9 protein-coding genes are annotated in these 13,561 nt (G+C 52.3%); 6 read left to right on the top strand and 3 right to left on the bottom strand.

Features of this window, described 5'->3' with window-relative positions; all coding sequences use genetic code 11:
* Positions 1-153 precede the first annotated feature (153 nt).
* A complete protein-coding gene (locus C234_RS0110680; protein WP_027325763.1) occupies positions 154-1,107 on the top strand; it encodes a tRNA-dihydrouridine synthase family protein in 954 nt (317 codons plus the stop codon).
* A gap of 344 nt (positions 1,108-1,451) precedes the next feature.
* Positions 1,452-2,702 carry a hypothetical protein gene (locus C234_RS0110675; protein ID WP_027325762.1) on the top strand — a complete coding sequence of 417 codons (1,251 nt, stop codon included), beginning with the start codon at positions 1,452-1,454 and terminating at the stop codon, positions 2,700-2,702.
* A 114-nt stretch (positions 2,703-2,816) separates the two neighbouring features.
* Here C234_RS0110675 and C234_RS0110670 read toward each other — a convergent pair whose 3' ends face one another.
* The 3 genes from C234_RS0110670 to C234_RS0110645 all read right to left on the bottom strand — a co-directional run bounded on the left by C234_RS0110670 (position 2,817) and on the right by C234_RS0110645 (position 8,958).
* Positions 2,817-5,894: a chondroitinase family polysaccharide lyase gene (locus C234_RS0110670; protein ID WP_161625916.1), complete on the bottom strand. Its 3,078-nt coding sequence runs from the start codon at positions 5,892-5,894 to the stop codon at positions 2,817-2,819.
* Positions 5,895-6,475: 581 nt separating this feature from the next.
* Complete coding sequence (locus C234_RS0110660; RefSeq protein ID WP_027325759.1) at positions 6,476-7,036, bottom strand: hypothetical protein; 561 nt, start codon at positions 7,034-7,036, stop codon at positions 6,476-6,478.
* 491 nt (positions 7,037-7,527) lie between these two features.
* Positions 7,528-8,958: a DUF2851 family protein gene (locus tag C234_RS0110645; protein WP_027325757.1), complete on the bottom strand. Its 1,431-nt coding sequence runs from the start codon at positions 8,956-8,958 to the stop codon at positions 7,528-7,530.
* A gap of 83 nt (positions 8,959-9,041) precedes the next feature.
* Between C234_RS0110645 and dapB the strand changes: the two genes are divergently transcribed.
* From dapB to C234_RS0110625, 4 genes are all read left to right on the top strand, one after another.
* Positions 9,042-9,773 (top strand): 4-hydroxy-tetrahydrodipicolinate reductase, encoded by a 732-nt coding sequence (gene dapB / locus C234_RS0110640; protein ID WP_027325756.1) that lies wholly within the window; start codon positions 9,042-9,044, stop codon positions 9,771-9,773.
* 16 nt (positions 9,774-9,789) lie between these two features.
* Complete coding sequence (locus C234_RS0110635) at positions 9,790-11,271, top strand: S26 family signal peptidase (RefSeq protein ID WP_021646712.1); 1,482 nt, start codon at positions 9,790-9,792, stop codon at positions 11,269-11,271.
* A 73-nt stretch (positions 11,272-11,344) separates the two neighbouring features.
* On the top strand, positions 11,345-12,307 hold the full coding sequence (gene lepB, locus C234_RS0110630; protein ID WP_148295207.1) for a signal peptidase I: 963 nt from the start codon (positions 11,345-11,347) through the stop codon (positions 12,305-12,307).
* Between the two features lie 102 nt (positions 12,308-12,409).
* Positions 12,410-13,045, top strand: coding sequence for a WbqC family protein (locus C234_RS0110625; RefSeq protein ID WP_027325754.1), 636 nt, complete (start codon positions 12,410-12,412; stop codon positions 13,043-13,045).
* Positions 13,046-13,561 lie beyond the last annotated feature (516 nt).

Here is a 13,561-nt window from a genome sequence, read left to right as displayed (position 1 = left end):
ATTATATTTTATGAACCGCTATGGTCGTTGAAGTACAACGGTGGCCTTCCGGATTATATCCCACACCTGAGAAACCAACATCTCGACCCACTGATCCCTTAACACAGCTCCGCTACGACCTCAAGCAGAATCGGAGACGAAAAATATAGAATAATGCAACAACCCCTATCCATACAGTTCGCCCCTTTGCAGGGATATACCGAGACCGTTTACCGAAATGCTCACGAAGCCGTTTTCGGAGGCGCAGACATCTACTACACTCCTTTCGTGAGGGTAGAGAAAGAAACGTTTCGTCCCAAAGACGTACGGGACATCAGCCCCGAAAAGAATCGCGTATCCCGTCTCATCCCCCAACTCATCGCCCCGACACCGGAGAAGGCGGAGGCTGTTTTAGGTCTTTTCATCGAGAAAGGTTACCGCGAAGCCGATCTGAATCTGGGTTGTCCGTTCCCGTTACTTGCCAAACGGCATAACGGTTCGGGCATCCTGCCTTATCCGGACGAAGTAAGAGAGCTGCTTCGTATCATCCGCCGCCACCCGGAAATCAACTTCTCGGTCAAGATGCGCCTGGGATGGGAAGACCCGAAAGAATGCCTCGCATTGGCCGACCTGCTGAATGAGGTTCCGCTACGACAAATCACGATGCACGCGCGAATAGGAATGCAACAATACAAAGGGAAGCCGGACATGGAGGGATTCCGCACTTTCTACGAAGTTTGCCGTCACCCGCTGGTTTACAACGGAGATATCACCGGCACTGCTGACATCAGGCATCTTTCCACGCTTTTCCCGCATCTGGCAGGCGTCATGATAGGACGCGGGCTTCTCGCACGCCCGGCATTAGCGCTGGAATATAAAGAGAACCGGACGCTCGGAGAAGATGAATACTGGGAAAGGATGAAAGTGCTGCACACAGCGGTTTTCGAAGGATATGCCTCGCAGTTGGAAGGCGGAGACGCTCAATTGTTGAACAAGATGAAGACTTTCTGGGAATATCCGTCGGCAGGAATAGACCGGAAGGTAGCCAAAAGCATCCGCAAGAGTACCAGCCTCAGCAAATATGAACAGGCTGTTTCGACTTTCTTCAACCAGCCGCTGCACCGATAAAAGGAATTGAAGAAACAAATAGAAGCGAACAACCCTGCTTCTAATCCGGGTTTCTGCATCGGTAGAAAGAAACGGAGAAATAGGTGAGAATGAAAAAACTCCCTCTTACTCCGAATCATACCACCGATAGAAAGAAGTCCGGGAAGCAGAAGAAAACAGGCATGCTACTCCTTTTTCGAGTCGATACACCGATAAAAAGAAGACGGGAAGCAAGGGGAAGATTCATAACCAAACCCATTGCCGCAATCGTTATTTTATGTACTTTTGCGGGCATTATGAAGAAAATGATGTTGACATTTGCGGCAGTTTTATTCACTGAAGCAGAAGATAACCACATAAGGAGCATAAGAAGTTTGTTGACACTTGCGGCAGTTTTATTCGTTGCAGCAGGAAGTCTGGCGCAAAAGAAGGACTTCAGCTACAAGTTTTACGGTCAGGTGCGCACGGACCTTTACTACAACAGCCGCGCAAATCAAGAGACGGTAGACGGATTGTTCTACATGTATCCGAAAGACAAGAACCCCGACCCGGCAGGAAAAGACCTGAACGCCACACCCAACAGCAACTTTTACACGTTATACTCACGGCTCGGAGTGAACATCACAGGACCGAAGCTGGGCAACGCCGCCACTTCCGCCAAGGTGGAGGCCGACTTTCGGGGCACGGGAAGCAGCTTCTCGGTGGTTCGTCTTCGCCACGCTTATTTCCAGATGGACCGTGGAAAAAGCTCCTTATTGGCGGGGCAAACGTGGCATCCGCTGTTCGGCGATGTGTCTCCGCAGATACTGAATCTTTCGGTAGGAGCGCCTTTCCAGCCCTTCAGCCGAGCTCCGCAACTGCGATACCGATATACGGGAAAGCACATCCGGCTGACCGGAGCTGCCGTATGGCAGTCGCAATACCTTTCGCAGGGGATTGATGAAAACAACCCGATGAAAAGCAAAAAGAGCCAGGAATATATAAAGAAGAGCATGGTTCCGGAGCTTTTTACGGGAATAGATTATCATTCGAAACATTTTCTGGCAGGACTCGGTGTAGAGTTTCTCTCGATGAAACCGCGTACACAAGCCACAGGAGCCGACGGGAAAACCTACCGGGTGAGCGAGCGTATCAACAGTCTGTCTTATGAGGCACACGCCAAATATACCGCGAACGACTGGTTCATCGCCGCGAAAAGCGTATTGGGGTCAAACCTTACACAGACCTCCGGACTGGGCGGTTTCGGTATCCGTTCGGTCGATTCAGCAACCGGAGCGCAAAAGTATACCCCGATACGTTTCTCAAGTTCGTGGCTGAACGTTGTATACGGCAAAAGGTGGAAACCGGGGATATTCGCGGGGTATGCCAGGAATCTCGGCACGCCCGAAGCACTGCAAGAAGGCACTCCGCTGTACGGAACGGGCACGGATCTGAAAGATCTTGCTTCACTCGGCACGGAGCTTACCTATAATACTCCCCATTGGAAGTTCGGCGTGGAATACCTGTACAGCATTGCAAACTACGGGAAAGACATCGACCGGAAAGACGGGAAGATGCTCGATACGCATTCGGTGAGAAACCATCGCTTGGTGGCGGCAGCCATGTTCATGTTCTGACAGAGATGCGGCAGTATGCCCCATATCCAATAAGGCTTGTACCGCATTCTTTCCAAAACCGTTTAAAAGCCGCCCTCTCCTTATAAAGGCACGGCACAAGCCTTGCTCCGCCCCTTATTTCGTGAGCCGGACTTCGAAGCTGCGACCTTCCCGGCAAAGGAAGCGAAGTTGCGTCTGCCGTTTATCGGCGGAAACAATCCGGCAATACGGAGTCTCTTCCACTTTCCAGTGCCCTCTCAGTGTAACGGTCACCGCAATCTCCCCGCTTTCATTATTGATCCACGGACGCGAGTAGATACTGCGTTCGATACGCTTTCCGCCGGCATCGAATGCTTCGTCGCTCGCCCCGCGATAGAGCGCAAGGTCGGGCTGAGCCACCGTCAGCAACCACTGCTTCGCCGATTCTTGGCGGGTCATCACCAAGCAGGATGTATCCGCACGTTGAAGCAACGCACCGGGCAAATCCGCCTGAGGAGTGTCGAACAAGACGTACGAAGTGACCCGATCGCCACCGAACTGCACGATATGCGCCCCGCGATCCTTACGCAACACTTTGTAAGGTATACGCTTCTGCAAAGCAGACATCCTTTGCGCATCCGCCTGAGGGAATACGGCATATTCGTATCCCGCAGCCTTCGGCGCTTTCCCATGGTCGATGACCAGCGACACCCAGTCGCCTTTCGTCTCCGCGCCCGTATTCTGCATACGCGACAGTTGGGGGAAGTTTTTCTCGAAACGGGCAGCTACGGGCACATAGTATCCCGTCCCCAAATGGTCGGTCCACAGTTTCCGGTTTCCCGCAGGAGCATCTTTCCAGAACTCCCGTCCCTGCTTGTCGGTCACAGCCAGTTGGAATACGGTAGTCTCCGTAGGATACTCCAGATTCGCGTTTTCGATGTCCGACCCGAGACAGACAATCATTCCGTCGAGGAAATGGAACGATTTGCGCGCACGGTGCGTACCGTTGTATTTATCATGCTCGTGCAGTATCATCCCGAAGTTTCCATCGGCTCCCTGCTGCGAAAGCCCGCCCGCAAACGCCTCATCCGAATAGAGCATCTCCTCGATGCCCGAGTATCTGTCTACGTTCAGCACGTTTGCTTTCAGCAGTTCCCAAGGCAGATGAATGGAGGTTGTGCCCGGTATCCGGTTCCAGTCGAAGCCGGGTTGCACCCAGCCGCTCGTTGCGGGAGTCACCGTCTGTCCCGGCGCAGCCGTCAGAACCTGAAGGCTCCCGTGTGCCAGATAACGTCCGTAGAGGTTGGCTCCCAAGTAGTGCTCTGCCGCCCAGAGGTAGCGGGAATGCCCGCGAACCACAGCAGCCCAGTTGCTCCGCCGCTGCACCGACACGCAGCCGTAGCCGAGCGCAAGATTTCCCTCCGGGTCATTCTCCGCGCGGAATCCCTGAGCCGTGAGCCGCCGGGCTATCTCCCTTTCGCGGACATCGGATACTTTGGGCATGTATTCGGGTTCCTGTCCTGCCGCAGGGACATCGGCAACCAGGCGAAGATAAGCCGAAGCCATCTCTCCGTCGACGGCTGACTTTCCGTCGGGCGTGCCTGCCATCGCCATCATGGCATAGTGCATGGGAACGAGTTTGCCCTTTCCGTCGGGATGACGCCCCGACATAGAGAGCGGAAAGTGAAGTGTATTGCAATAAAAACGCATCGCGGACAAGACGTTCTTGACCGTGCGGTGCGCCAGTTCGGAAACGGCAAAGCCGGTTCCGTGAAGCAGATAAATCATATTCGTAGCCCCGTCGAGCCCGCCTACGGCATAAGCCGGGTAATGGTTGCGGTGATGGAAAGCCGCTCCGTCGGTCTTGAACGAACCTGCCAAACCCGCAGCCGGACGGCAACCGTAGTCTATCCACCGCGAGAACGACCGCAGATATTGCAGCTTCTCCGGCGTGTCTTCCATCATCAGGATGCCGGCAATGCGCCCGGTGGTCTGCGTGTTGAACGAGTCCATATCGATTCCGTTACATTCGGGTTTGGGATAGACTTCATTGGTGATGGCATACCACCGAAGCGTACGTTCGGCTTCGTGCAGCTTGCCCGCCTGTCGCAGCACGTCTTTCATCAGGAAGTAAGCCGGATAAAGCCCGCGCACGCTGTAGCCGTAGTGATGGATGTTTCCCCAGCAACTGCCGTATGCCACTCCCTGATCGGTGATGTGATCGTACATGGCGAGAAACTTGCTCTTCATCTCTTCCCTCACCTCCGGATTCCCGCCGCTGTTGTTGTAAGCCACGGCAATACGCTTCATCAGGTCGAAGTAAGCACGCATCTCCACCCCTTTTTTGGTCAGCATATCCTTGTCCCAACCCGGTATCAACCGCTCGTAGGCTTCCGAAGCCCGCACCATGAAGATGGGCATGCCGCTCACCATGCCGTTGCGATAGGTAATGCCGTAAGCATCGTAACGCTTGCGGATGGCGGCTACCTCTTTCGGGATGACGGCGGAGGGCGTATAAATCATGTCGCGGAAGCGCGCTTCAAGCAGTTGCATCTCCTCTTTCTCGCGATTGGTGACAGGCGTCAGCCCAATGTCGGGCTTCAGCAGCGAATGCTTGTAAACCACCAGCCAGTGGTTCGTTGTTCCCGCATTGACGAAAGGAACCTGCAAGTCGGCGGTTTGCTGGCGGGCATCCACCTTCGTGGCCGTAATGAGATGATCGATGAACAGCTCTCCTTTCACAGCCGGAGCAACGATGCGAAGACGGTTCATCCCCTCTTCGGGCACGCCCTCCATGTCGCGCTCGTAGCATACCCAAGCGGCACGCCAACCTTTGAAGTTGATGCCGAAAGGAAAGGAAGCGCACACACGCCCGTCTTTCAGAAACTCGAAGCGCACGGTGGCATCCTTCGGTTGTTCGTTGTATATCCACACGATGAAAGCGGAAAGATAGAGGTCTTTCCCCGTAGGGTCTTTCTTCTCGAACTTCAGATCTTTCTCCAACTCAAGCACTCCGCCCGGCTCGAAGCTCCACGCGAGCGACTGCCTGCCGTCTTTGTAATGCGCCTGCGAAAGCGATAACCGGGAATCGGCAGCCGTGAAACAGGAAGGAACCGAAGAGTCTTCGAAAGAGAACATCCGTTCGTGAGTGACCAATTGCGCGCCGGCAAATGCCGGGCAGAGAAAGAGGCACAGAGCGAGCGCGCCGCGCCGGAAAAGAGAGACTTGTTTCATCATGGAATATCCGTTTTTTATTTCGTACCTACAAAGATACCCCTCTTCCTTACGGAGAAGGGGTATAAATTGTACAGAAAACCGTCTCTTATGGTTCAGAGCGGCAGACACTCCGGTTATTTCCACCGCAAAATCACGGCTATCTCCTCATGCCGTACGGAAGCCGGCGCCCTGAATGCTTCGGTTCGAAACCTTCGCCGGCGCTTTGTTAAAAGGCGAATCACTGTTTCGAAAGGAACGAATTATTTTCTACCAAAATGCAAATCGTTGTTTATCAAAAGGCAAATCACTGTTAGCGGAGTCTACTCACAGAATCGTAACAGAAGCAACTTTGCGTCAGCAGGAATCGGCAAGTTGCACAGTCAAGCACGGAGACGGATTGCTTACCACTGCAATAAAAACAGCAAGTATCTCGCAGCAATGAGCTATGCGGACTAAACGCGGATTGTTCACAGGGCACAACGTCGGCAGCAACCGCCTGCAACAACAGGCATGCCACCCAAGCAGAAAGTACCGGCGGACGCAAAGCAAGCTGGTATCACCCTGCAAGCCATAAGCTACAAAAACGAAACATAGATTGCTTACGGATGCAACTCTTTGAAAGCCTCGTTTTCCTCCTTCACCTCGCGAACGGTTGCCTCCAGCTCCTCCACAGGCAGGTCGTGCCCATACCAGGCGGTATAGCAGTCTACCACATACCACTTCCCGTCCGCCATCAGTTCGAACTCTACCCGCAAATCGTTCTCGGATTCTTCGTATCCCGCCTCGAACACTTTCCGCTTCGGCTCATTCACAATAAACTTCGAGACGTATACGCCGCCCTCTTCCTGCTCCACACGCTCCTCTTTCAGCGTTTCGGCATCCAACAGCGGCCATTTTTCTTTCGTAAACGGAAATTTCTTCTCCGTTTCTCCATCGTCCAAAAGCAGTATAATGGGAGTTCTCAACGGAAACTTCACACGTGTGTATTGGAAAGCCGCGCTTGCGGTAAACTTGTTCAGAAACGTGCGGAAGTCTTCGCCCGCCTGCGCAACCGCTTCACTGTTGGGCCGCGATTTCGAGCTGTTGCCGCAGGAGATGAACGATATGCCCGTCAGCAACACGGCTGCCAACAGACCGAATATAAACCTTTTTGCTGTCATAACCGGATATGTATTAAGGGTTTAATTTATACTGCAAATATAATCAGAAGTTGGATATACCGATAGAAGAAACCGTTTTTTTATTTTGCAGAAAGGGAAAAGGGAGGGGCAAAGGCAGCGAACAGAATCCGTCCACGCCACAGGAACGAAGGCCGGAAGCTGCCCGGTGCAAAGGATAAGGAGCTAAACCAGAGTTCTGCCGGATACCGGCTCCGGGATGGATTTCAGCATTATGCCGCATAATTGACATGTAAGCAGAATTTTCATCCGGCATAAACAAAGGCTCTGTCCGGCGGAAACAGAGGCTCTGCTCCAAACAAACGGAGCCTCTGTTCGGTGCAAACAGAAGCTCTGCTCCAAACAAATGCCAAATCCATCGGAAGCGAACAGAAAAACTGTATGATAAAAACAGGGCCTCAGGACGATGTAAACAAAGGCTCTGCTCCTCTTGAGCAAAATTACCGGTCTTTCAGGGCACAACAGGTTAACGATCAACGTCGCATATATTCGTACCCGAAACGGCAGTACAAACACTTCCGTTGCTCGCAGTAAGCGGTGCGGAGTTGCACCAGCGCCTGACTGTCCGCCGCCGATGTAACCGCCAGTCCGGCAGCACTCCACGAACGGACAATGTGGTTGTCTTCCGCCTTCAGTTCATCGAGAAAACGCAAAGCCCGGTCGCACATACGCTCGTCAGCCTTGTGCAACCCGTAGGCATACAAGAAAGGAACCACCGTATTAATAATGAGCAAATCAACGGACTTTGCGCCTAAAGTTTTCTCGCGGCGAGGCGACGGTTTGTGAAACAGGTAATGCTCCGTCCAGTAATCAGACGTGCGAGCGGCAAGCATTCCTCTCACCGTTTCGAGTGTTTCGCCCTCCATCAGGCGGGAGAACAGCGTGCTGCCCGACCGGTAGAGCCATGCCAACTGCGCCAGACGGATGTGCGGAAAGTTACCGGGACGAAGGCGGAGAAGCCGCCAGTCGGACGCTTGCATCTGTGCGTCAAAGCCGAATTTATGACGGAGATAACGGTACTCTTTCTGCAAGCGGAAGTAATATTCATCAGCAGGCAAATCCGCCGGAACGGTTTCTAAAGTCGAGGTTGCCTGCGAATGAAGAGGAAGCCCGTCGGCTTTCGCTTCGGCACGCAAGGCATCGGCAGTGCCGGAAGCGGTAAGATGCGCCGTCTGTACCTGCGGCGTAGCCGCCCGACTCGAAGCGTCCCCATGCGGAGCTGTTTCGTCGAGCAATCCCGCCTGCCCGAAAAAGAAAGCTTCGATCTGAAACAAATCATCGCGATGTTTGTCGACCGCGCGGAACGGAAGCGTTCCCGCCCAACGTTCGAACGCGTCTCCGTTCAGTCCGAAACCGAAGTTACGGGCAAGGGTAACGAAGAAAGCGTCTTCCCAATTCCGGTCGCATCGCTCCAGCCGTTTTCCTATTTGCAGGGCTTTCTGTTGCAGCCTTTCCGTTTGCAACGAAGTCAGCCACGAGTGTACGGCAACCTTCGGCAGCGCTCCGATCACTTCCGTACAACAAGGGTATCGGTCGGCATTGCGCAACTCTTCGTAATGCGTCCGCACGGCATCCGGGCAGTTTAGTTGCAACTGCGGAAGTGGTTCGCCGCCCGGTCGCACGATATCGGTATCTACTTTGCCCGCCACGTGCAGAATCACGGAATCGTAAGCCCGGTCGCGGTCGTGCCCGTGGCGGAACCAGTCGGACGAAAGCGAATGCACTTCGACATTCCCCACCCAGAGCGTTCCGTCTATCTTGAGCTTCGCATTGAAAAAGTCAGGCCCTGCATTCGAGTTGCGTAAACCGGGATCGATCACTTCTACCGGCAATCCACCGGTGGTTTGCAACGGCTGCAAAGGGAATAATTTGTGTTTCCATACGTATTGGAGAAGGTGTTCCATGTTAAGAAGACGTTAATGTGCGCGGCAAATGTAATAAAAATCTTATCTTTGCGACTATTATTTTGAATATAAGTCAACAAACGATGAAAATAGCATTGATAGGTTACGGAAAGATGGGCAAGGAGATCGAACGGATCGCCGTCGGTCGCGGACATGAGATAGTCTGCGTCATCGACGTCGATAATCAGGAAGCTTTCGAGTCCGATGCCTTTAGAAACGCCGACGTGGCAATCGAGTTCACAAACCCTAAGGTGGCTTACCATAATTATATAAAAGCTTTCAAAGCCAGCGTGAAGGTGGTATCCGGAAGCACCGGATGGATGGCGGAACACGGCGAAGAAGTCAGGCGGCTTTGCTCGGCGGAAGGCAAAACCTTGTTCTGGTCGTCCAACTTCAGTCTCGGGGTAGCCGTATTCTCTGCGGTGAACAAGTATCTGGCGTGCATCATGAACCGCTTTCCCGCCTACGACGTGAGTATGACCGAGACGCACCACGTCCATAAGTTCGACGCTCCGAGCGGCACTGCCATCACACTGGCGGAGGGAATCCTCGAGAACATCGACCGTAAAGACCGCTGGGTGAAGGAAGAAGCCTCCGCCGACGACGAGCTTCCCATTCACTCCATCCGCGAGGGTGAGGTGTTCGGCATACACTCCATACGCTATGAGTCGGATGTAGACAGCATCACCATCACCCACGATGCCAAAAACCGGGGCGGCTTCGCCCTCGGGGCCGTAATGGCAGCCGAATACACGGCAACCCACGAAGGGCTGCTGGGCATGAGCGACCTATTCCCTTTCCTGAAGAACATTTAAAAAAAACAACAAAGCCATGATACAAGCTACACGCAAGCAATGGATCAAATTCGCCATCGTCACCGCCATCTACCTCGCTTTCCTTATTTGGGTGCGCAGTTGGTGGGGACTGATTGTGGTTCCTTTCATTTTCGATATTTACATCACGAAGAAAATCCCCTGGTCGTTCTGGCGCAAGTCGAAGAACGCGGCGGTACGCACGGTGATGAGTTGGGTAGACGCCATCGTATTCGCTCTGGTGGCCGTCTACTTCGTCAACATCTATATTTTCCAGAATTACCAGATTCCTTCTTCATCGCTGGAGAAATCGCTGCTCGTAGGCGACTTCCTCTATGTGAGCAAAATGAGCTACGGGCCGCGCGTGCCTAATACGCCCCTGTCGATGCCTCTGGCTCAGCACACGCTACCCATAGTAAACACCAAATCGTACATCGAATGGCCGCAATGGAAGTACAAACGCGTGGCGGGGTTCGGCAGGGTGAAGCTGAACGATATCGTGGTGTTCAACTTCCCTGCAGGCGATACCGTAGCCTTGAACAATCAGCAGGAAGATATTTACGCCATCGCTTATCAGGCGGGACGAAGCATCTATCCGAAGGAGGTGGAGATGGACAGCCTTACACGCAACCGGCAACGGGATGTCTACAACCTGTACTATGCCGCCGGACGTAAATACATCGATTCGAATCCGCGAACTTTCGGGAAGGTGGTTTACCGCCCCGTAGACCGTAGGGAAAACTATGTGAAACGTTGCGTGGGGCTTCCGGGCGACACGTTGGAGATTGTAGACGGACAGGTGATGATTAACGGCAAGGCGACCGTGAATCCGGAAAACTTGCAATTCAACTACTTCGTACAGACCACAGGCCCCTACATTCCCGAAAACATGTTCCGCGACTTGGGCATCAGCAACGACGACCGGATATTGATACAGAACGGCGGATGGGACGGTGAACTGATAGCGATGGGACTCGACAGCCGCGACTCGTCGGGAAGGCTGAATCCCGTCTACCGGCTTCCGCTGACGAAGAAGATGTACGACACGCTGGCAGGCAACAAGAAGCTGGTCGGCAAAATTGTAAAGGAGACGGATAGCTACGACCGGAAGGTGTATCCGCTCAACCTGCACAACCGGTGGGAACGGAACAACTACGGCCCCATCTGGATTCCTTCGAAGGGAGCCACCATTACGCTGACGGATGACAACCTCCCTATGTACGAGCGTTGCATCACGGCATACGAAGGCAACAAGTTGGAAGTGAAAGCCGACGGTTTCTACATCAACGGCGAGAAAACCGATTCGTATACATTCCGAATGGATTACTACTGGATGATGGGAGACAACCGCGACAACTCGCTCGACTCGCGCTACTGGGGATTCGTGCCCGAAGATCATGTGGTGGGAAAGCCCATCGTCGTATGGCTTTCGCTGGATAAAGACCGCGGCTGGTTCGACGGCAGAATCCGATGGAAACGGCTATTCAAATGGGTACATTAAAGAATAAGGAGCAAACGGGTTCCGTTTTCGGGAATAAGCTTGCGGAATAAGACAAGAGAACAGATAGAAACAGATGTCGGCAGAAAACAAAGGTTCGAAAAGAAAAACATGGATAAGGCTGGGGGTAAAGCTTCTGGCCATTATCGCCATGGTGTTTCTCATACGAAGCTTTGCCTTCACATCGTGCCTTATTCCGTATTCGGGAATGGAGAACTCCCTCTTTCAAGGGGAGCGTATTCTGGTAAACAAGTGGAGCTACGGACTGCGCGTACCTTTCATGTCGCTATTCTCCTACCACCGATGGCTGGAACGTCCGGTGGGTAAGCAGGAGATTGTGGTGTTCAACAATCCGGTAGCCGGCACTAAATTGGCAATCGACCGACGTGCCGTGTACATCAGCCGCTGCATCGGAACTCCCGGAGACACCCTGCTTATAGACTCTTGTTTCTCTGTGGTTTCACCCGAAGCGGAAGTCAATCCGGACAAGAAACAGCTGTATGCCTATCCGGCTTCCAAAGAAAAAGATATCGAGTTGCTGCTCCGTTCGCTCTCCATCACCAACGAAGGTGTGATGGGCAGAAACGACAGTACGCACGTACGCAGCTTCAGCCGATACGAGTTTTACCTGTTGGAACAGGCGACGAAACCCAATCGGTGGATATCTCGGTTGCAGGAAGGAGATACCGGAGCGCCGAAGCCGCTCATCATTCCGGGTAAAGGAAAGGTGCTTCGCGTCTATCCTTGGAACATCACGCTGCTGCGCAACACGCTCGTGCTGCACGAAGGCAGGCAGGCTGAAATAAAGAACGACACACTGTATATAGACGGAAAACCCACGCAGCATTGTTATTTTACGAAAGACTATTACTGGATGGCGTCCAACGCCAGCTTCAACCTCTCCGACTCCAGACTGTTCGGCTTTGTTCCGCACGATCATCTGATCGGAAAAGCCTCGCTTATTTGGTTCTCGAAAGAGCAAAAGAGCGGAGCATTCAGCGGATACCGTTGGAACCGCTTCCTTAGGAAGGTCAGATGAAGCAGCCTTAAACGGCCGATGAATATAGAATAACAATACAGATTCTATCATTTAGAAGCAATAGTGATAATAACCAGTCAATCACCTCCCAGCATTAACTTTATGAAAACAGCCTATTTGTCTTCCGCTTATCTTGCCCCCGTAGAGTACTACACGAAGTTCTTGATATACGACCGGATCTATGTGGAGCAACACGATCACTACACCAAGCAGACGTACCGCAACCGGTGTACCATTGCCGCACCGGACGGCGAACTGGCGCTCTCCATACCCACCGTCAAACCGGCTCAGGCGAAATGCCCGATGAAAGACATCCGTATTTCCGACCACGGCAATTGGCGGCATTTGCACTGGAACGCTATCGAATCGGCTTACAACAGCACGCCTTTCTTTGAATATTACAAGGACGACTTCCGCCCTTTCTATGAGAAGCGATATGAATTTCTCGCCGATTTCAACGAAGAAATATGCCGCTTGGTCTGCGAACTGATTGACCTTCACCCCCGCATCGAGCGGACACCGGAATACAAGACGGAGTTTACAGCCGGAGAAGCGGACTTCAGGGAGGCGATCCATCCGAAGAAAGACTTCCGGACAACAGATTCCGAATTCATCCCCCACCCCTATTACCAGGTATTCGAACCGAAGCTGGGATTCCTTCCCAACCTCAGCATCATCGATCTGCTCTTCAACATGGGCCCCGAAAGTTTACTGGTGCTTCAGCAGAGCATCAGATAAAACACAGCGGGAAGATATGTTCGGCACGGTGGGTATATATGGTCATCACGGTGGGTATATATAGTCAGCTATGGTGAGTATATATGGCCAGCATGGTGGATATATATGCTCAGCATGGTAGGCATATATACCCACCGCAGTGCACATATATGATTTATAAGGCAGGCATATACCTGTAACGACAAAGCATGTTTTATTCCGCCGTCAGAGAAATTATGCCGGACAAAAACTGCATAATAAAAAATAGAAGAGGGTGAATTCTAAGTCCTCTCCAAACAATATCTATAAAATCTTACCCAGGTTTACGAATATTAACGTATCCTTGGGTAAGTTCTTATATAGACATAACTACTCTTCAGAAGTGTATAGCTACTTCCTAAACCTAAGAATTTTTCGAAGTTAAGCCCCTTTTATTATGCTACCAATGTTACAAATGGAGTCTGCCTTCGTATCACAGCAAAAGACCTTGCTATGATTTTGGCTCTTACCGCATTGATTACAGATGCTTTATGTTTT

This window comes from Bacteroides pyogenes DSM 20611 = JCM 6294 (assembly GCF_000428105.1).
Lineage (GTDB): Bacteria > Bacteroidota > Bacteroidia > Bacteroidales > Bacteroidaceae > Bacteroides > Bacteroides pyogenes.
Note: the sequence above shows the minus strand (reverse complement) of the source record. Positions and strands in the feature narration are given on the sequence as shown.

Excerpts from the sequence above, each read along its gene's own strand:
- C234_RS0110645 (WP_027325757.1), bottom strand. The coding sequence starts at position 8,958 with ATGGAACACCTTCTCCAATACGTATGGAAACACAAATTATTCCCTTTG.
- C234_RS0110635 (WP_021646712.1), top strand. The coding sequence starts at position 9,790 with ATGATACAAGCTACACGCAAGCAATGGATCAAATTCGCCATCGTCACC.
- lepB (WP_148295207.1), top strand. The coding sequence starts at position 11,345 with ATGTCGGCAGAAAACAAAGGTTCGAAAAGAAAAACATGGATAAGGCTG.
- C234_RS0110670 (WP_161625916.1), bottom strand. The coding sequence starts at position 5,894 with ATGAAACAAGTCTCTCTTTTCCGGCGCGGCGCGCTCGCTCTGTGCCTC.
- C234_RS0110660 (WP_027325759.1), bottom strand. The coding sequence starts at position 7,036 with ATGACAGCAAAAAGGTTTATATTCGGTCTGTTGGCAGCCGTGTTGCTG.
- C234_RS0110680 (WP_027325763.1), top strand. The coding sequence starts at position 154 with ATGCAACAACCCCTATCCATACAGTTCGCCCCTTTGCAGGGATATACC.
- dapB (WP_027325756.1), top strand. The coding sequence starts at position 9,042 with ATGAAAATAGCATTGATAGGTTACGGAAAGATGGGCAAGGAGATCGAA.
- C234_RS0110625 (WP_027325754.1), top strand. The coding sequence starts at position 12,410 with ATGAAAACAGCCTATTTGTCTTCCGCTTATCTTGCCCCCGTAGAGTAC.